Source organism: Pleurocapsa sp. PCC 7327 (assembly GCF_000317025.1).
Classification (GTDB): domain Bacteria; phylum Cyanobacteriota; class Cyanobacteriia; order Cyanobacteriales; family Microcystaceae; genus Hydrococcus.
On the sequence record NC_019689.1, the window covers coordinates 1372299 to 1391714 of the forward strand.

A 19416-nucleotide genomic window follows, 5' to 3' on the forward strand; every position below is an offset into this window, starting at 1 on the left:
CCCGAAAAATGTGTTTTTCTGAAGCATCATCATTCTCCTAATGAACTAACCAAGTGTTTTCGGTTGAAAGTTCCGTAACCGCAGCGCATTGGTTACTACCGACACCGAACTAAACGCCATCGCTGCACCTGCAATAATGGGACTGAGTAGCCAACCAAAGAAGGGAAATAGAACTCCAGCGGCAATGGGAATGCCAGCCACGTTGTAAATAAAAGCAAAAAAGAGATTCTGACGGATATTGCGAATTGTGGCACGACTTAGTTGAATGGCAGTAACAATTCCTTGTAAGTCGCCAGAAATGAGCGTGATATCGCTAGCTGCGATCGCGATATCGGTTCCCGTACCAATCGCCATTCCTACGTCTGCTTGCGCTAAAGCAGGTGCGTCGTTGATCCCATCTCCTACCATTGCAACAATCTTGCCTTCCGATTGAATTTGTTCTACAACAGCAGCTTTTTGGTCGGGGCGAACTTCAGCCTCTACTCGCTTAATACCTACTTCGCGGGCGATGACTTCAGCAGTGCGACGATTATCTCCCGTCAACATTACCACTTCTAGCCCCATTTTCTGTAAGGAGCGAATGGCTTGGGCTGACGAGGGTTTTACTGCATCAGAAATGCCCACAATCCCCTCAAATTTGCCATCGACAGCCATCCAAATAACAGTTTTACCGAGATACTCAAGACGCTCCCAATCCTTGTGTAGGGCGCTAGTATCGATGCCTAACTCGTTCATCCAACGGTGCGTTCCGATTTGCACCCATCGATCCGAGACATAACCTTGTACGCCGCTACCCGCAAGCGCTTCAAATTCTTTAGAATCTGCTAGTTCTACCCCTTGAGATTGGGCATATTGCACCACGGCTTCCGCTAGAGGATGTTCGGAATTTCGTTCGACGGATGCCGCCAGACGCAGTAAATTTAACTCGTTACCGTTAGCTATTCCCTTGACGCTTACAAAATCAGTTACAGTAGGTTTACCTTGGGTTATTGTACCCGTTTTATCCAGGACGATCGCGCTCAGTTTATGCGCCATTTCCAGACTTTCTGCATCTTTGATGAAGATACCGTTTTCTGCCCCTTTTCCCGTTGCGACCATAATTGAAGTTGGGGTAGCTAAACCCAAGGCACAGGGACAGGCGATAATCAACACGCTGACTGTGGGAATCAACGCTATTGTCACATTGCCCGTGGCATTATACCAGATGATAAACGTCGCGATCGCAATGGCAATAACGACAGGCACAAACCATCCCGTCACGCGATCTGCCAATCGCTGAATCGGTGCTTTGGAACCTTGCGCTTGCCGCACTAGCTTGACAATTTGCGCTAAAAATGTATCTTTCCCCACTCGCGTGGCACGGAATTTAAAGCTGCCTGTTTTATTCATCGTCGCGCCAATCACTTCATTGCCAGGATGTTTCTTTACAGGGACGCTTTCACCCGTCACCATCGCTTCATCAATGGTCGAGGAACCTTCTACGATTTCACCATCGACGGGGATTTTTTCCCCCGGACGCACTAGAACGATATCTCCCAAAACCACTTCGGCAATCGGAATATCCACTTCTTGATTATTACGAATAACCCGCGCTGTTTTCGCTTGCAAACCCATCAGCTTGCGCATCGCTTCTGAAGTTTGTCCCTTGGCACGGTTTTCCAATAGCCGTCCGAGCAAAATTAAGGCAATAATTACCGATGCCACTTCAAAGTATACATCGGGTCTAAGTCCCCGATCGAGAAACCACTGGGGGAAGAAGGTGGGAAATAGGGAATAGAGGTAAGCTGCACCCGTGCCAATCGCCACCAGCGTATCCATCGTCGCTGTATGGCGTTTAAAAGCTTTCCAAGCGTTGATAAAAAAGGACGAACCACACCAAAACAGTACGGGAGTAGTCAGCACTAATTGTAGCCAAGCATCATGCAACCAGATGGAAATGAAGGGAATGTCTAATCCCGTCATAGCAGGCAGCGAACCAATGACTAAAATAGCACCGATAACACCACTAACCCACACCTTACGGGTTAGTTTTCGATTTTCGGCAAGTCGTTCTCGTCGTTCCGCATCGTCTTCTGGAACAAGTATGTCATCTTGCATGGGTACAGCAGAATATCCCGCCGCATCCACGGCATTCTGAATGGCTGCTATGTTAGTTTTACTGGGGTTATAAGTAACGGTGGCAAGTTCTGCGCCAAAATTGACGCTGCACGCCTCAACGCCTGGTACTGAGCGGATCGCATTTTCAATGTTCCTGGCACAAGAGGCACAACTCATCCCTCTGAGTTTTAAACTGGTATTTTCCATCGACCACCTCCAAACATAAATATTTAGGCAATCGGATAACCTGCTGCTGCGATCGCTCGTGCGACTCGCTTTCTGAGACTTGCGTTCTCTGTGCTAGCGACTACTTTCATTGTGATGTCTCCAGCAAACTGGAGAGTCAAGAGGCGAAAGAAAATTGCTTGAACATTTATGCGATCGCTTGTAAATAGGCAGGCAAAATTATATACACGTAGTGCGTCGCGAGCTGCTAGAAGCTGGCATTGTATCGATACTGGAAATTAATTCTGCTTATCTACTGAATTAGGGTTGACTCTCCAGTTAACTAGAGATTCCAGAATAGAAACAGGAAATTTTTAGAGAGATTTGAAAGTCTATGCAACTCCTGTCTATGAAAAAAAGCTTTTTGGCATTGACTTTAGTAGCAAGTACTGCTCTTGGCGCAACCTTGACCGCCTGTTCGGATTCTAACCAAAATGCCAGCACGGCTCAAAATTTACCTGCTACTGAAGCTGACAATAAACAAATGGAACATAATGGTTCCATGAATCATAGTATGGAGATGGATTTGGGACCTGCCGATGCCGACTATGATTTACGCTTTATTGATGCGATGGTTTTGCACCATCAAGGTGCGGTAGTAATGGCAAAAGAAGTGCAGCAGAAGTCAAAACGCCCCGAATTGAAACAGCTAGCAGATGAGATTATCGAAGCACAAGAAAAAGAAATCGCCCAGATGCAACAGTGGCGAAACGCTTGGTATCCAAAAGCTGGAGAGCAACCAATGGCTTGGTACTCCCAAATGGGTCACATGATGTTAATGTCTCCCGAACAGATGAAAGCAATGCGCATGGATAGGGATTTAGGAAAAGCTGATGCTGAGTTTGATTTGCGCTTTCTCAATGCGATGATTCCTCATCATGAAGGTGCACTGACTATGGCACGGGATGCTTTGAGTAAGTCTCAACGTCCTGAAGTGAAGCAGCTTGCTGAAAATATCATCACTTCACAGCAAAAAGAGATCGACCAAATGAAACAGTGGCAACAAGCTTGGTATAGGCAATAATATCCTAACGAAGTGAAGAATCTACCAGATCCTTCGCTTCACTACGTTACGCTCGGTATGAGACAACGATCTTTTGATAAGTATTCAACCCAACCTGATATAATACCAATTTCCTAAATCCTTGCTACAGATAGGGAAAGATAGGAGTTTGGGAAGTGTGAGAGGAGATCTATAGCGATTTTTCGCAAGATTTTAGGGAATTCATATTACGAATGATCGAGCTATTATCATTCATCAATAAATAATATTTTTTATTAGCCTTACCCTAGAGAGTAAACCCTTGAGATCTTCTACTGTTGTATCGCAGTCACACTTAGTATAAATTGTTAAAATTTTTTCTATGCCTGGAATCTCTCCCATAAAGACGACACCATTGAAAGCCGGACTGTTGGTTGTGAAGGCTATATAGCCAGAAAGATCGCCCTGTTTGTAATCTAATACATTTACATTGTCTGAACCTGGGGTTGGATTTCCCTGTGGGTCATAGTCATACCTTATCGTCTGTATAGCTTGTTCTCTTAAACTTATCGAGTTGTCCTTATCCACTAATTCAATCACTTCAGAATAGTAGCCACCTCCTCCGGTACCCCCCCCTCTAGCAACGCACTGAGAAAAGCTCAAAGTCATCGGGATGAAGAATTTCTACAGACCCATCATTTCGTTTCATAATTCTGTAGTTGTTGGGAATATCGACTTCTATACCGAATTCAGGTAACTTTATGGTTTTGTAGGTAGAAGAAGCAGGTTCGTAGTTTTCATCACCAGAACACAATTCTGGTTGGGCTTGGATTTTTTCTGGATAGATAGAATTAACTAACAACAAAAGCGAACCTGTTGCGAGTATTGCCAAGGAAAACTGCCGTGTTCCCATAAATTATCCTAAATAAACGATTAATTAGGTTCTTAAGCTATCTTATCGCAATGAGAAAAAATTTAAATTTTAGGATGCGATCGCCTGACCTTTCCTTTACACCTAGTTCACTCCTTCAAATCACTATCTTTAATACACTCAATAGCTTAAGCAGCCATCCTCTTGACTCTCTACTTAAGTGGAGAGTCTACCCTTAAGTGACAGACCCATCTTTCAGATTGTAGTTGCCAAAGGAGTGACTATGCCAAAAATTAACCGAAGACAGTTTCTTGTTCTTAGTGCAGCTGGTGCGGTGACAGCATCCGTAGCGAATTGCGCGATCGTACAAAGCAATAAAACACCTGCTGCTTCCTCTAAACTCTACAAAAGCGCTAATGGCTTACTAGAACTGAATCTCGAAGCAGGAAATCGCCCTGTTAACCTAGCAGGCATACAAGCCTATCTGATGAGTTATAACGGACAAGTGCCCGCACCGCGCCTAGAAGCAAAAGCAGGCGATGCCGTTCGCATTCTCTTCACCAATAACCTATCTCAACAAACTAACTTGCACTATCATGGACTACACGTTCCTCCCACTGGCAATGCAGATAATCCCTTCCTGAGCATTGAGCCAGGAGAAAGTTTAACTTATGAATTTATTATTCCTAAAAACCATCCCTCCGGCACCTTCTGGTATCATCCTCACCATCACGGTTATGTTGCCGAACAGTTATTTGCTGGATTAGCAGGTCTATTTATCGTTCGAGGCGAATTAGATGAAATTCCTGAAATCCAAGCAGCAAAAGAAGAATTTTTGGTGTTAAAAGATTTTGATTTAGATGAAAGTGGACGCATTCTACCGCCAAACCACATGGCTATGATGTTGGGACGCGAAGGGCAATTACTGACGGTTAACGGTCAAATCAATCCCCATTTATCCCTCGCTAAGGGCGGCTTACTACGCTTGCGAATTCTCAATGCTTCTCCTTCTCGATTTTACCGACTCTCTCTAGAAAATCATCCGCTTTATTTAATCGCTACAGATGGAGGAGGGATAAACGCACCTGTAGAATTAGAAGAACTGCTACTCGCACCTGGAGAACGGGCAGAAGTGTTGGTGCGCGGGGAAAAAGAGCCAGGACAGTATCGTCTATTAACTTTACCCTACGATCGCGGCGGAATGGGAATGATGGGCGGTCATATGATGGGACAAAATTCTCAAACCAGCCCTCAAGTTTTGGCAACCTTAAGTTATCAAGGTTCCGTTGCTACCCTGCCTTTACCCGAACGACTCATCCCCGTAGAAACGTTACCAGAACCAGAAACCGTAAGGCGTTTTGAATTATCGATGGCAATGGGTTCCGGTATGGGAATGGGTATGATGGGTTCTGGTATGGGAATGAGTTTTACCTTCAACGGACAAACATTTGACATGGCTCGAATTGATACCCAGGTTAAACTGAATACGATTGAAGATTGGGAGTTAATTAACGTCGATCCAGACCGCATGGATCATCCTTTCCATTTGCATATCAATCGCTTTCAGATTGTATCGCGCAATGGGCAGCCAGAACCTTATCGCGCTTGGAAAGATACGGTTTTAGTACGTGGCAGCGAAAACGTCCGCATTCGCATTCCTTTCCGCGATTTTGCTGGCAAGACAGTTTATCACTGCCACATTCTCGACCATGAGGATTTGGGCATGATGGGAATTGTTGAGATTAAATCTGCTGCATAAATCTAATTTTTCTAAACCTATCCCACAACATTAGTGACAAGTTAAGGTGAAAAGCAAGATTTCAAGAAGCTTTTGGGCAGAGGGAAAAAGTAGTAACTTCATGGCAAAATAAGCGATAAAGAGCAACTAGACAACCAAATGTCTCAAAAAACCAACCGCGACCATGCAAAAAAGACCCAACGCCCAATGGCACAGGATGCAGCGATCGCTTCTCAATTAGAACATAGCTTATCCCTAAATTAACAAACAATGCTCAAGCGATCGCTCAAAGCCTCACCTGCCGGAATCATCAAAGCCAAACAAGCATTTGCGCGCAAACAATGGTCCCAGGAGTACCTAGCAGCCCAGGTAGGCTTATCTACTCGCAACTCGGTTTGGAAATTTTTTGCAGGCAGACCAATCGAACGCCATATTTTTCTGGAAATCTGCTTTCAGTTAGACCTCGATTGGCAAGAGATCGCTGACTTGCCTGACGCAAATCCTCAGCCTTCAAGCCAATCTCCTAGTGCCCAGGAAAACTTGGCTTCCCAAGACTGGATACAACAACTAAAAGGACAGATCCAAGCTCAGTGCGGTATTGTCCAGTCTTTTTTTGATGTCAACCAGCCTCTCAAACTCGATCGCGTTTATACCGATGTTAACGTCCTGACCTCTTTAAGCAATCAGCGATGGTTAGAAGTATCAGATTTACAAACTTCCTCATCAGTATCTAGGCGTTTCGATTTATTTGAGCCAAATCGCAAAACTATTTCGGCACTAGATGCGATTACCAGCAATTCCAGGCTAGTCATTTTAGGAAAACCGGGTTCTGGCAAGACGACTTTTTTACAACACCTAGCTTTACTGTGCATTGAAGGCAAATTTAAAGCCGATTGCCTTCCTATCTTTATTTCTCTGAGAATTTTTGCCACCCAGGTAAAAGAGACGCACGATTTTAGTCTAGCAAACTACATCAGTCGAACTTGGGGCAGCTATGGAATCTCTAGCAAACAAGTTGAAACCTTAATCCGTCAAGGAAAGGTACTGATTTTATTAGATGGACTGGAGGAAATTTCCCCAGAAGATAGCGAACCGATCCTCGCGCAGATCCAGCAATTTGCCGAAGTCTACTACCAAAACGCGATCGCGATTACCTGTCGTATTGGTATTCAAGCTTATCCTCTGCGCGGGTTTACTTATGTTGAGTTGGCAGATTGGAATCTCAGCCAGGTCGAAACTTTTGTGCAAAAGTGGTTTGTGGCGACTAATCGGGAGTCTGAAACGGAAGGACTCGCTAAAGCTGCCCAATTTTTAGAATTATTGAAGCGTCCAGAAAATCTACCGATTTTAGAACTGGCTGTCACCCCAATCTTGTTAAGTTTATTGTGTTCGGTTTTTCAAGCGCGATCGAGCTTTCCTGCTAAACGTTCTAAACTCTACCAAGAAGCTTTAGAAATTTTACTCGGTCGTTGGGATCGCTCTAGAGGCATTCAAAGAGAGCAAACCTACTACAATTTATCCTTACCCGACAAAATTAAACTCTTTAGCCAGATTGCGGCAACAACATTCGAGCAGGGAAATTATTTTTTTGAAGGAAGCGACGTTCAAAATATTATCGCTGACTATTTGCTCGCCTTACCTCAAGTCAATCCCGATCCAGAAATACTATGGTCTCATAGTGAAGAACTTCTCCACACCATTGAGAGACAACATGGGTTGCTAGTAGAAAGAGCTAAGGGAATTTATTCTTTTTCCCATCTGACCTTTCAAGAATACCTGACCGCTCGGAAAATCGTCGCTAGCCCCAATTCTCAAACCCTACAAGAATCCTTGCAGCGTTTAGCTATTCATGTCGCCGAACCGCAATGGCGAGAAGTTATTTTCTTGACGGTGGGAATGCTACCGAGTGCCGATTTTTTACTCGAACAGATGAAAGTGCAAGTCGATTCCTTACTAGCGGCAGAATCTCGATTAGAACAGTTTATTCGTTCTATTGATGAAAAAGCGCGCTCTCTAAACGTACCTTATCAAAACGCCGCTGTCAGAGCTTTTTATTTCGGTTTGTTACAAAGTCGAGATTTAAATTTAGCGACATCCCTTGATGTAAAATTGGCAAGCGATCTCGCTCCCGAACTAGCTTTGGATGTCGCTCTGATTCGTGCTTTTACCCTTAGTTTAACTCTGTTAGATCGTCCCGAATTGGAGCAGATTTTAGAATTGAGCTTTGCGCTAGATTTAGAGCGACGTTTCCCGATGGAAGAAGGACTTAAGCAAGCACTGCAAGATCTCAAGGATAGACTGCCAAATTCAGCAGAAGGATTAGATAGTTTACAAACTTGGTGGAAAACTAACGGTCAAAGTTGGTGCGATCGCTTTAGACATTTAATCATCAAACATCGCCATATCGGTCAAGATTGGCAATTTAACTTACAACAACAAAACTTGTTATACCAGTACTACGCGGCAAATCAGTTTTTGGTAGATTGTCTTAACAATCAATGCCAGGTCGATCCCGTTCGGCGAGAAGGGATTTTAGAAACGTTGTTACTACTTTAATATGACAGGATTTCGCTACGAGAAGCAAAATTCTGTTTTAAAACCAGTCCGCTACGAATATCATTAAGAGAGATTTGATTGAAAGCAAATTCAATGGCATGAGCTAAATCAGGATAAGTTCTCGCACCAAGAGATCGTAAAATGCTTTTCTGCTGAATTAGATGTGTGCGTTAAATCGCTAGCGAGAGCAGATTGGCTAGGTCAGAAAATCGCTCTATTTCTAATTTTTCCCAAGTGCGATCGCTGTTGCACCTATGAGCGCATAGCAGTCCCCATAGCTGTTTTTGAGTAAATATGGGAGCGATTAACAGCGATCGCACGTTCGCTTGACGCAAGGATGCGATCGCATCTGAAGATAATTCGGCGCGATCGAGATTGTCAATGGCTAGGACTTGTCCCGGATGGTATTGCAAATCTAGCTTCCCAAAAGGGAAATCTTTAACAGAAGGACGATCTGACGCGACGGATTCGACTATTTGCTGGTTCGCCTTTTGATAAAAAACAATTCGTTCGACTTGAAAAAATTCCCGAATTTTAGAGATAATCGTTGGTATAATGTCCCAACTGTTGTCAAAATTAGACAACTGCTGGATAATTTCTCTGACTAACTTCTCCCAGTTCTGCTGCTGTCCTAGTTGTATAGCGATCGCGTCGGCATTAATTAACGCCTCAGAAGCACTCAACAGGCGCTGTACTCTCTGAAAAAGAACTGCCCAATGGATGGGTTTAGTGAGGTAATCCGTCGCTCCTGCTTGAAAGGCTTGGTCGATTGACTCGCAATCGTCGAGAAAGGTTAGCATGAGAATCGGGATCTGCATCCCGCTAGTTAAAGAACGCAGGCGCTGACAGCAGGTAAATCCGTCCATTACTGGCATCACTGCGTCTAACAAAACGATATTGGGTTGGCAACGCGCATATTTAGCTAAACATTCCTCGCCATTAGCAGCTTCTTCAACCTGATAGCCTTTGCTTTGAATTGCCAGCTTGAGTAACGAGCGGATAGAGTTATCGTCATCGGCAATTAAAATTAGAGGCGCTTTCTCGTTAGTCATAGGAGATTTTGTAGGATATTTTTGACTTGTTGGTACTGGGCTTCTAATTCCAGCGAAGATGCTTGAACTTTCGCAAGGTTGCCAGAACGGGCTAAATTTTCCAATTGCTTGCAAAGTTTAGCAAATCTTACTGCGCCTAAGGTGGCACTACTCGAACCTAAAGCATGGGATGACTGGCGCAATTGTTCTAAATTTGAAGAAGCGATCGCGTCTCGAATCTGTTCGAGATGTTGCGGTGCTGTTTTTAAATATTCCTCAATCAGATGGGCGATAAATTCATCAGCTTGGGCACCTACCATCTCGCGGATAGAATCTAGTACTTTAGCGTCTAAAATCAAATCTTCTGCTTGGTGCGTCTGAGGTTGGCTTTCTTGACGGTTAGCGCGATCTTTTTCTAACCGTAGAGCGGCTTTTTCTAATGCCTGGAGTAATTCGATTTCGCGGATAGGTTTGCTGATGTAGTCGTTCATCCCCACCGCCAAGCATTTCTCGCGATCGCCTTTCATGGCGTAGGCTGTCACGGCAATTAACCAGGGACGCTGACTGGGTTTCCATTCCTCGGCAATGCGTTGAGCCGCTGTCAATCCGTCCATTTCTGGCATTTCTACGTCCATCAATACCACATCATAGGGCGCTTGTCGTAAGGCGCGAATCGCTTCCCATCCATTACCCGCCACATCAGCCCGATATCCCAGTTTTTGTAGGATTAGTAAAGCAACTTGTTGGTTAATACTGTTATCTTCTGCCAGGAGAATCCGTAAGGGAAAGGGTTTAGAAACGGTAGTTTCAATCTTTTGGTTACTGGAAGACGTTTGGGCGATCGCCATTTCAGATGAAGCAGAAGTTTCTGAAACCGACTTTTGCCAGAATATCTGCACGAGAGCGTCGTAGAGTTGAGATTTTTTCACCGGATTCTGAAGCCAAGCGACAAACTGAACTGGGGTGCTTTTTTGCAATTCTTTTGGCGACAAATTAACGGCTGTGAGCATCATTAAAGGCAATGCTCGACACTCTGGTAACGCCTGGATGGATTCAGCAAGTTCTATTCCATTCATTTTCGGCATTTGTAGGTCAAGAATTGCCAAGTCAAAAGATTCTCCTTGACGCAACCAACAGAGAGCTTGAGATCCCGAATCGGCCGCGCGAGGAAGCATTCCCCACGATTGAGTTAGCTGGGTCAACAATTCTCGATTAACCGGATTATCATCCACAATTAAGATGCGTTTTCCTTTCAGTTGCGCCTGACAATCGCTAGGGGTCAAAGTAGAAGAAAAAGGGGCAGCTTTGGCAGCGATGGTAAAATAAAAGGTCGAACCTACCGTTGAGATAGTATCCCAATTTTCTTGGGAACGTAACCAGCGAGGAGGGGCTGCGCCAGCAACCGTCCCGTGACTTTCCATCCAAATGCTTCCCCCCATCATCTTTGCCAGACGCTTGCAGATAGCTAACCCCAAACCTGTCCCGCCATATTTGCGAGTCACTGAGGCATTAGCTTGGCTGAAAGACTGAAAGAGAAATCGTTGTTGTTGGGGGGCGATGCCGATTCCCGTATCTTTGACCATAAATTGAATTTCGTAGGCTTGTTCGGCTTTGTTGACGAGGGAAGCGGTTACAGCAACGCGAATTTCTCCTGCGTCGGTAAACTTGACCGCATTGCCCAGTAGATTTACCAAGATTTGACGGACTCTGGTAATGTCACCGACGATCGCGCGGGGAACTTGGGGATCGATCTGATAAATGACTTGGAGGTTTTTGGCAACCGCTTTGGGTACGATTAAATTGAGTGCTTCCTCAACACAAGATTGCACTTCAAAGGGATAGGCTTCTAATTCCAGCTTGCCAGACTCAATTTTGGAAAAATCGAGAATATCATTCAAAATAACTAGCAAAGCTTCGCTGCTACTGCGAATCGTTTCGGCAAACTGTCGCTGTTGGGAAGATAAATCTGTATCCAATAACAGTCCCGCCATGCCAATGACAGCATTCATCGGCGTGCGAATTTCATGGCTCATAGTAGCGAGAAATTCGCTTTTGGCGAGGTTAGCTGCGTCTGCCGCTTTTTTCGCCGCACTCAATTCTTGATTTTGTCGTGCTAATTGTTCGCGGTGGCTCTTTTCCCGTTCTAATAGCTGTGCCTGGGCTAAAGCAATTCCCACTTGCGCCGCTACGGCTTCGAGCCATTCTACCTCATCCCGTTCCCAGTGTCGCACCGAGCTGCATTGGTGAAGCACCAAGACTCCATAAGGCTTGTCGCGATCGCAAATCCGAATCGCTAACATTGATTTGATGTTCAGGTGGCGACAAGTATTCCAGATCGGTTCGAGGGTAGCTTCAGCAAAGATATCGTCGGATACCATAGCCCGATCCTGACTGAGGACTTGTTGTGCGTAGGAATCACCTGCATTCGGCACGCTTAGATCGAACAAAGAATTCGTATCGGGCGTTAAATATTCTGCAACGCAGAAAAGTTGTGGGGTAGGATGCTCGATATAGGAATAAATAATCGCGCGATCGACGCTTAATGCCTGTCCGACTCGCTCTGCTGTCGTCTGAAAGATTTTTTGCAGATCGAGACTTTGGCGAATTTCTGCGACGATTTCTTTGAGTAAAAGGATTTGCTGATATCGTTTTCGTAGCGTTTCTTCAGATCGCTTGCGTTCGGTAATATCTTTGTGAGTGCCCACCATTCTCAGAGGTTGTCCTTGCTCGTCGCGTTCGACAACTTGACCTCTATCTAAAATCCATTTCCATTCGCCCGATTGGGTAAGCATGCGCAACTCCATCTCGAAATAGGGCGCGCGTCCCCCCAGATGAGCTTCCAGAAGCTCCAACATGTAGGGCTTATCGTCTGGATGTACGAGTCTGTCTCGCCAATCGATATCATTTTCCAGTGCATCGGGAGAATAGCCGAGTATTGTTGCCCAACGCGGACTGCGGTAGACCTTCCCCGTCACTGGGTTCCAATCCCAAAGTCCCTCTTCAACAGCTTCGAGAGCAAGCCGTAGCCTTTCTTCGCTCTCGCGCAATCTTTGCTCTGCCTGTTTGCGAGCCGTAATATCGGTGACTGTACCGAAATATCCAGCGATCGCGCCTGCTTCATCGCGGATGGCGATCGCCATGCCAAAAACCCAGTTTACCTTGCCTGCGGGGGTTTGAAAACGATATTCCATCGTAAACTGACGCTCCGTCCTCGCACTTTCGTACCACTCGGCAAAGACTAACTCGCGATCGCTGGGGTGGATAGCCTTAACCCAACCGGTTCCGAGTGCTTCTGCCATGGACAGTCCGCTCAATTCCATCCAGCGCGGGTTAACGAACAAACAGTGACCTTGGGAGTCGGTTTGAAAGATGCCTACGGGGGCATGAGTGACGAGCAAGCGAAAACGTTTTTCTCGCTCTCGCAATTGGGCTTCGAGTTGTTTGCGATCGCTGATGTCGCGATACATCCACAACTTACCGCAGTGACGATTGTCAACCCAGATCGGTATGTCATCTCGCTCGAATATCCTGCCATCGCGCAGAAGCAGTTCTTCCGAAGTAGCGACTGGCCGATCGTTAAGAATGTTTTCAATTCGTCGATCGGCTTGGGCGAAATCAAAAAACGGTTCTTGAAAAGTTTGGGCAAGCCGTTGACAATCTACGCCGATTAGCATGTCTGGGTGTAAAGGAATGCCAAACTGCTGACAAAACTTTTGATTGACTAAGACGATCTGCCCTAGCTCATTTTCTACAAGAATGCCTGCTTGTAAATTTTGAATTAGGGCGCTTAAGCGCGATGTCGTTGCCCGCAATTGGGCTTCCACGCGGCGGCGTTCTGCCAGTTCTTGTTGCAGTTGTTGATTGGCACGGGTTAACTGTTGAGTTCGCTCTGCCACTCGCTTTTCTAATTCTTCATTGACTTGCTGTAGTGCTTGTTCTTTGCGCTTGGACTCGGTAATATCGCGGATTGCTAACACGACACTTATCTCCGATTGTTCTGTATCCGATAAATGTTGCAGGTTCAGACAAGACCACGAAATCTCTAAAATTAGATCTTGAAATTCATAATCGGTTCGTCCTTTCGATTGATTTTCGAGAGCCAAATTGACAGGATGCTCTGCCACTGAGATATCTTGTCCCGATCGCCGAAGAGGTAATAATTCTGATAGTTGCTTCCCGATAATTAAAATATGAGGAATGTTGACCAAGCGATCGAAGGTCATATTACACCACTTTACTTTCCCCTGGCCATCCGTCCACGCGATCGCCTCATTCACTGTCCCCAAGGCAATCTCCATTTTGCCTAAGGTAGTACGGAGTTGATTGAGTTGGTTGGCTAAAGTCTCTTTCATGGCAGTCTCTTAAGTTTCAAGAGGACGGCATATTTTTCCTCACAGTAATTACAGGAGCATTTTTTATTGGCGTTTGGCTTGGGGTAGCGATCGTAAGTGAAATTAGATTTTAGAGATTTTAGGCTCCCGAACCCCTATTTATTTTTCCCTTATCCACATCAAAAATTAACTTAGACAAAAGTTAGACATCTTAAATACTTGCTTAGACGCGATCTTAAATTGGCGATTGCAATACTGAGAAACATAGAGGCTTAAAGCAATGCAGGAAAACGGATATGAAACTCGTCTCAGTCATCGTACCAGTCTATAACGTCGAGAAATACATCGCTCAAACCATTCGCTCCGTACTCAATCAAACCTACTCTAATTTTGAGCTGATCGTCGTTGACGATGAATCTCCCGATAAAAGTGCCGAGATTTGTCGGCAGTTTCAAGATCCCCGGATTAGAATAATCCATCAAAAAAATCGCGGTTTGGCTGGCGCTCGCAACGCTGGAATCCGCCACGCCAAAGGCGACTATCTCGCTTTCCTCGATGGAGACGATCTCTGGTTACCCGAAAAACTCGAAAAGCACGTTCAACATCTAAAAGCTTCACCTCATGTTGGCGTTAGCTTCAGTCGCTCGCAATTTATCGATAGCGATGGCAACTCTCTCGGCATTTATCAAATGCCCAAACTCAAGGATATTAGACCCGACCATTTACTCTGTCGCAACCCCATTGGTAATGGTTCCGCTCCGGTAATTCGTCGTGAAGTCTTTGAAGCCATCCGCTTTCAAAAGAATCTCCATGGAACGATTGAAGATTTCTACTTTGACGAAAGTTTCCGACAGTCAGAGGATATCGAATGCTGGTTTCGTATTGCCATGCAAACCTCCTGGCAAATCGAAGGGATTCCAGATTCTTTAACGCTCTACCGCGTTAATGGAGAAGGACTCTCTGCCAATATTCTTAAGCAATTGGATTCTTGGGAAAAACTGATCGAAAAACATCGCACTGAATTTCCAGAATTAGTCAAACGTTGGGAAAATCCAGCCAGAGCTTACCAACTGCGCTATCTCTCTCGTCGTGCCGTTCGTCTCAAAGATGGTACCATGGCAGTTAAATTAGTCAATCGCGCTCTATTAACTCACTGGCAAATTCTGTTATCCGAACCCCGTCGCACTATTTTAACGGCAGGTGCGGCTTACTTACTTCGCTATTTCCCATCATCTCTCTATTCTCGTCTTGAATCGCTTGCTTTAAGGACAACAGGTTTTCTCCAAAAAGCCAAAATTCTGCGCGAACAACTGCGTTTTTCTTCAGCTTTAAACAATTCTGCTTATTAATTTACCACTATTATTGTTCAAAAATTTTCCAGGAGATATAGCACAATGAAAGTTTTATTGGTTTCTTCCAGTGGCGGTCATTTTAATGCTCTACAAAAGTTAAGTGTTTTTTGGGGACAACACGATTGTTGTTGGATAACTTTCCGCACTGATGCAACAGAAACGGCACTTAAAAATAAAAATGTTTACTGGGCTTATAGTCCTACCAATCGCAACTTACCAAATCTCATCCGAAATTTTATTTTAGCGTTTCAGGTAATTTTACAAGAGCGTCCCCAATTAATTCTAACTACAGGTGCAGGCGTTGCTGTTCCCTTCATTATTTTAGGTAAGTTATTGGGTGCTAAAACCGCTTTTGTTGAATCTTTTACGCGAATTAAACAGTTAAGTTTATCAGCTCGATTAGCAATGCCATTTCTCGATGTTGTTTACGTTCACTGGCAACAACTCAAACAGCGTTATGCAAAAGCTGAATTAATTATCTCTAATACGCTTTAACAACACTCCTGAATTTATCTACTATTAGTTTAGTTTACAGCACCAAACTCTCGCCGCTCTGCTCGGAAAAGTTTTCAGGATTTACATCTGCCCGGACAGCGCGGAACATACCAAATCGACAAAGCCCCGTACCAAATGCCAATCGCATCAACAGCAAGGTCGGCACTTCTCGCAAAGATTTAATCAGCCCTACTAGACCAAACTTTAACAATCCTTCTGGTCGTGTCACTCCTTGCCAGATAGAATCGAGCCAGGAAGGAAGCGTTTCTTGCGTCCAGTCTGTCGTCGTCACGTTCCCCTCCACCAGTCCGGTGGCGGCTAACAGTTCGGAGAATCCTTCAATGCTGGCAAAAGCTGGATGCGACCATTGATCGAGTAGTTGTCGCATCACTGGACGCTCCCACCAATTGAGCGGTTGGGCGCGGTCATCTCGTTGATTCCAGTCGGCAACCACTAGAATCCCACCTGGTTTGAGGACTCGCAGGAGTTCTTTGGCAAACTGAGCTTTATCGGGCATATGAGGGCCTGCCTCAATCGACCAGACCACATCAAAGCTAGCATCGGGAAACGACAGCGCCATTGCATCATCAACTGCAAATTGGACGTTCAGATCTGCGGGCGTGAGTTCTTGAGCACGCTTCACCTGCTGGGGGCTAATAGTAATCCCCGTCACGGCAAATCCATGATCTCGCGCCAAAATTCGACTGCTACCGCCAATGCCACAGCCTACATCCAAAACGGTCGTACCAGTTGGAAGGCGATCTAACCCCCCCCAGCGCACCATTTCATGTACAAAGTCATGTTTTGCTGCCATAAAGTCTTTCCGTTGTGGCGGCGAACCGTAGTGACCCAAATGAATGTGTTCTCCCCAATAAAACTCTAGAATGCCGTCATTCGTCCATTCATCATAAGAATTAGCAACGGAGGCTGAAGATTGATATTTGCGGGCAGCAAGCAAATAAGCCGCAATTCCAACGACCAACAGGAGGAGCAGAAGACCAATTCCCAAAAATAAACCGTTCATCGCATTGAGTGTTCTGTAGACTTACCGTAGATAAATTTTCGCATTAATTCCGATCGATTCATTCTTTGAAGTCGATCGAACCGTTGAATCATCGGTTGTCTGGGTATGAACCCCAGAAGACGAGCTATAAGATTCTTAATGCCTCGAAGTAGTTGTTCTGGAAGGGATTTAACCTGTTGGATACTTTGCCTGGGAGTCGTCTCTTTAACAAAGGGATGCACCGCAGTAGGAATCTGTTCAGAACGATAAAGATAATGTTTTAGCATGATGATTCTTAGTGAAGCTTTAATATGAATTTCTTCAATTTTTACTACAAAATTAATAAGTTTTTTGTTGATGTTGAATCAATCGAGTCATCTTTTTTCTCCTGTCAAGAGGGCGGACTGAGGTAGGAATTCCGACCATTCTTTGCAGACTTGTTGGTAACATTGTTTGGGTGTAATGGGTAAATTTTTTAGATAGAGAAAACTCGCTCTATCGATTGATTCCAAAAGTAAAATTGCATCGGTTTCGGGATTGTAATTATCAACTGCCTCAAGAATATGAGCATTCATATGATGACCTTGGAGAATGACTGTATCGGGGGAAGCTAACCAGGCATTTAAGAAGGCAGCTAGACAACTGCGAGGAACAAAATAGGCTTTGAAAGTTTCTCCAAATCCATCGATTAAAGGCGAACTCGTACTACAAACAACCGCACCGCGATCGCATTTTAAATAACCATTCCAGGCGTTGAATCCAATGGCTAGGAGGTTAGTGGCGATGAAATTTTGTTGCCAATCTGAAGGATTTTCTTTCGACATTTGTTACTCCTGTGACCAATTCGCAGACTGACACCAAAAATCCCTAACAGCAGAATCCCAAACACAGAAACGGGTTCGGGAACGGTAGCGGCATTAATTACGCCAATGGCTTCTAGGTCAAACCCACCCGAACCAGGAATTGGAGTCTGCCAGGGATCGTAGATTGGACGACCTGCGGTATCGAGAAAAGCACCATTCCCTGGAATATCGACAATGCGAACAAAGTTAATCTTGTTGATATCTACTTGTCCTGCTATTACAGTCGGCAGGTCAACTAACGTTTCTAGGTCAAAAGGCGTTCCCCAGGAACTTTGAATAAATTCCTCTTCAGAAACCACAATCCCATTATTGATGTGCTTTCCTGCCAGATTATAAACATTTGTTGCATCCAGTCGCCCAAACGGCGCTACAGGTTCAGGCGTGAGAGAAGTGCTAGGAAAGCGAGCAAAATTGATTCCATCGGTTGACACTTCGACATAGGCTAATTCGCCAAAGAGACTGCCATCGGAGGCAAAACCAAATCCGTTTTCAAACACGGCAAAATCAGCCCCAGTCCCGTTCCGAACCGAGGAAGCAAAGGTTAAGGTAATTTCTCCTGGCGAAACTCCTGCGGCAATTTGTTCGGCGGTTAATTCTCCCAAGGAGGCAATACTGTCGAATGCACCTGTCACTTCTCCGAGAGTCTTTTCAGGCGTTTGCCATCTTTCCAATACGCCTGGCGTTGGTCGATAGTTGGTGAATCCCGTCGCCCAACTTCTAAAAATGGGATTGACGGTGTTGTTGGGAGAGACAACACCTAGACCATCTGAACCAACAAATCCAGGAATTCCCGCATCAATTTTCCCAGGATCGAATGTCGAATTTGAAAATGAGCCGGCAACAGCGTTACCGCCTGCGAGTGCCAGATTCAATGTTATCAGAGTCAAGCTAGCTTTTTGAAAGAAGCCGAGAGTTTGCATTGGAACAGCAAAATAAGAACGTACAGTGTGAGACTTACATAAATCGTTACAATTATTTCCATCAAAAACCCTCCGCCACTACTGAAATAGGACGAGTGGGTTTTATCGGCGGTTAAATTAGCTTTTGTTACGCTTTAATGCCAAAGTAGTTGCGCCTATTACGCCAAAAGCTAACAAAAAAGAAGGTTCGGGTACGGAAGTAGATTGTGCCGTTACAGTTTGTGCGGTGAAGGTAGTGGCATAAGAAATGCCAGGATTGCTTGCTGTGGGGTCGTCATAACTCGCTTCAATAACTTGTAACCCTCCCTCACCGATGAGAACCGAAGCAATCCCGTTGGCATCGACGGTAAGTTCTTGTCCGAGGTATTCTACAGTTGGATTAGCGATCGCATTTCCTTGATACAAAACTCGAACGGATAAGTTGTCTCCTATCCCTAATGCAAAAGGATTTTCTAGAGGTACGATCTCAAGGGGAAGACCGAAAGGCGTTGCTACTTCATCAGACCAGCTATAGAGAGCTTTTGTAGACTTGAGATAATTAGTCACATTTTCGTAATTAATTGCTTCTGCCTCTTCTGGCGAAAGATTTTCATAGCTGCCGTCGGGATATTCTATCCAAAAACCGTTGTCATAAGTTGCTGTTAAGGCAGCAACTTCTCCTTCTGGAACTACAAACAAGCGATCGCCTTCTACAGAAGTGTTACTTGGGACAATTTCTCTACTTAGATCGTAAGCCATAGCCCCTCTAAAGTTACTCGGAGTTAAAGGCTCTGTTCCCTCTTCTGGATGACCGAATACTAATTCATAATTGCCATCGTTATAATCAAACCAAATCACATGAGCTAAAACTGGTTGACTCAGAATTAGTGGCAAAAAAGCCACTGTTAGGCTTAGTTTTTTCAAGGTTTGTTCGAGCATCTTTCTAAGTTTTTAACACTAAAAATTTGGTAAA

General features: G+C 44.8%; 15 protein-coding genes. 5 read left to right on the forward strand and 10 right to left on the reverse strand.

Translation table 11 applies throughout. The features are described from left to right. Positions 1-45: 45 nt before the first annotated feature. Positions 46-2304, reverse strand: coding sequence for a heavy metal translocating P-type ATPase (locus tag PLE7327_RS06165; protein ID WP_015143000.1), 2259 nt, complete (start codon positions 2302-2304; stop codon positions 46-48). A 352-nt stretch (positions 2305-2656) separates the two neighbouring features. On the opposite strand from PLE7327_RS06165, the gene PLE7327_RS06170 reads away from it, so the two are divergent. Continuing rightward, on the forward strand, positions 2657-3346 hold the full coding sequence (locus PLE7327_RS06170) for a DUF305 domain-containing protein (protein WP_015143001.1): 690 nt from the start codon (positions 2657-2659) through the stop codon (positions 3344-3346). 234 nt (positions 3347-3580) lie between these two features. Here PLE7327_RS06170 and PLE7327_RS06175 read toward each other — a convergent pair whose 3' ends face one another. Next, entirely contained in the window at positions 3581-3973 is a 393-nt protein-coding gene (locus PLE7327_RS06175) for a hypothetical protein (RefSeq protein ID WP_041391896.1), read from the reverse strand. Next, on the reverse strand, positions 3942-4217 hold the full coding sequence (locus PLE7327_RS06180; RefSeq protein ID WP_041391897.1) for a hypothetical protein: 276 nt from the start codon (positions 4215-4217) through the stop codon (positions 3942-3944). Before PLE7327_RS06180 ends, PLE7327_RS06175 begins: the two co-directional genes overlap by 32 nt. A 241-nt stretch (positions 4218-4458) precedes the next feature. Here PLE7327_RS06180 and PLE7327_RS06185 point away from each other — a divergent pair, with 241 nt between their 5' ends. Further along, positions 4459-5934 carry a multicopper oxidase family protein gene (locus PLE7327_RS06185; protein ID WP_015143002.1) on the forward strand — a complete coding sequence of 492 codons (1476 nt, stop codon included), beginning with the start codon at positions 4459-4461 and terminating at the stop codon, positions 5932-5934. Positions 5935-6183: 249 nt separating this feature from the next. Further along, positions 6184-8469 (forward strand): NACHT domain-containing NTPase, encoded by a 2286-nt coding sequence (locus PLE7327_RS06190; protein ID WP_015143003.1) that lies wholly within the window; start codon positions 6184-6186, stop codon positions 8467-8469. A 170-nt stretch (positions 8470-8639) separates the two neighbouring features. On the opposite strand, the gene PLE7327_RS06195 is transcribed toward PLE7327_RS06190, so the two are convergent. Beyond that, positions 8640-9521: a response regulator gene (locus PLE7327_RS06195; protein ID WP_015143004.1), complete on the reverse strand. Its 882-nt coding sequence runs from the start codon at positions 9519-9521 to the stop codon at positions 8640-8642. Beyond that, positions 9518-13852: a PAS domain S-box protein gene (locus tag PLE7327_RS22575; protein WP_015143005.1), complete on the reverse strand. Its 4335-nt coding sequence runs from the start codon at positions 13850-13852 to the stop codon at positions 9518-9520. The genes PLE7327_RS06195 and PLE7327_RS22575 overlap by 4 nt, the downstream gene beginning before the upstream one ends. A gap of 275 nt (positions 13853-14127) precedes the next feature. Here PLE7327_RS22575 and PLE7327_RS06205 point away from each other — a divergent pair, with 275 nt between their 5' ends. Then, entirely contained in the window at positions 14128-15180 is a 1053-nt protein-coding gene (locus tag PLE7327_RS06205) for a glycosyltransferase family 2 protein (protein WP_015143006.1), read from the forward strand. Positions 15181-15225: 45 nt separating this feature from the next. Then, positions 15226-15678, forward strand: coding sequence for a PssD/Cps14F family polysaccharide biosynthesis glycosyltransferase (gene pssD / locus PLE7327_RS06210; RefSeq protein ID WP_015143007.1), 453 nt, complete (start codon positions 15226-15228; stop codon positions 15676-15678). 34 nt (positions 15679-15712) lie between these two features. Here the strand turns inward: pssD and PLE7327_RS06215 are convergent, their stop codons facing one another. From PLE7327_RS06215 to PLE7327_RS06235, 5 genes are all read right to left on the reverse strand, one after another. Then, complete coding sequence (locus tag PLE7327_RS06215) at positions 15713-16702, reverse strand: methyltransferase domain-containing protein (protein ID WP_015143008.1); 990 nt, start codon at positions 16700-16702, stop codon at positions 15713-15715. Beyond that, positions 16699-16968, reverse strand: coding sequence for a hypothetical protein (locus PLE7327_RS06220; protein WP_015143009.1), 270 nt, complete (start codon positions 16966-16968; stop codon positions 16699-16701). Before PLE7327_RS06220 ends, PLE7327_RS06215 begins: the two co-directional genes overlap by 4 nt. A gap of 87 nt (positions 16969-17055) precedes the next feature. Beyond that, positions 17056-17505, reverse strand: a complete 450-nt coding sequence (locus tag PLE7327_RS06225; RefSeq protein ID WP_015143010.1) for a hypothetical protein — start codon at positions 17503-17505, stop codon at positions 17056-17058. Beyond that, positions 17448-18431 (reverse strand): PEP-CTERM sorting domain-containing protein, encoded by a 984-nt coding sequence (locus tag PLE7327_RS06230; protein ID WP_186005370.1) that lies wholly within the window; start codon positions 18429-18431, stop codon positions 17448-17450. Before PLE7327_RS06230 ends, PLE7327_RS06225 begins: the two co-directional genes overlap by 58 nt. A 150-nt stretch (positions 18432-18581) precedes the next feature. Continuing rightward, on the reverse strand, positions 18582-19382 hold the full coding sequence (locus PLE7327_RS06235) for a DUF4198 domain-containing protein (RefSeq protein WP_015143012.1): 801 nt from the start codon (positions 19380-19382) through the stop codon (positions 18582-18584). Positions 19383-19416: the final 34 nt, after the last annotated feature.

Bases quoted from the DNA above. Each gene is read 5' to 3' on its own strand.
- PLE7327_RS06190 (WP_015143003.1), top strand. From the start codon at position 6,184: ATGCTCAAGCGATCGCTCAAAGCCTCACCTGCCGGAATCATCAAAGCC.
- PLE7327_RS06225 (WP_015143010.1), bottom strand. From the start codon at position 17,505: ATGTCGAAAGAAAATCCTTCAGATTGGCAACAAAATTTCATCGCCACT.
- PLE7327_RS06180 (WP_041391897.1), bottom strand. From the start codon at position 4,217: ATGGGAACACGGCAGTTTTCCTTGGCAATACTCGCAACAGGTTCGCTT.
- PLE7327_RS06175 (WP_041391896.1), bottom strand. From the start codon at position 3,973: ATGACTTTGAGCTTTTCTCAGTGCGTTGCTAGAGGGGGGGGTACCGGA.
- PLE7327_RS06170 (WP_015143001.1), top strand. From the start codon at position 2,657: ATGCAACTCCTGTCTATGAAAAAAAGCTTTTTGGCATTGACTTTAGTA.
- PLE7327_RS06205 (WP_015143006.1), top strand. From the start codon at position 14,128: ATGAAACTCGTCTCAGTCATCGTACCAGTCTATAACGTCGAGAAATAC.
- PLE7327_RS06185 (WP_015143002.1), top strand. From the start codon at position 4,459: ATGCCAAAAATTAACCGAAGACAGTTTCTTGTTCTTAGTGCAGCTGGT.
- PLE7327_RS06235 (WP_015143012.1), bottom strand. From the start codon at position 19,382: ATGCTCGAACAAACCTTGAAAAAACTAAGCCTAACAGTGGCTTTTTTG.
- PLE7327_RS06165 (WP_015143000.1), bottom strand. From the start codon at position 2,304: ATGGAAAATACCAGTTTAAAACTCAGAGGGATGAGTTGTGCCTCTTGT.
- PLE7327_RS06220 (WP_015143009.1), bottom strand. From the start codon at position 16,968: ATGCTAAAACATTATCTTTATCGTTCTGAACAGATTCCTACTGCGGTG.
- PLE7327_RS06195 (WP_015143004.1), bottom strand. From the start codon at position 9,521: ATGACTAACGAGAAAGCGCCTCTAATTTTAATTGCCGATGACGATAAC.
- PLE7327_RS06215 (WP_015143008.1), bottom strand. From the start codon at position 16,702: ATGAACGGTTTATTTTTGGGAATTGGTCTTCTGCTCCTCCTGTTGGTC.
- pssD (WP_015143007.1), top strand. From the start codon at position 15,226: ATGAAAGTTTTATTGGTTTCTTCCAGTGGCGGTCATTTTAATGCTCTA.
- PLE7327_RS22575 (WP_015143005.1), bottom strand. From the start codon at position 13,852: ATGAAAGAGACTTTAGCCAACCAACTCAATCAACTCCGTACTACCTTA.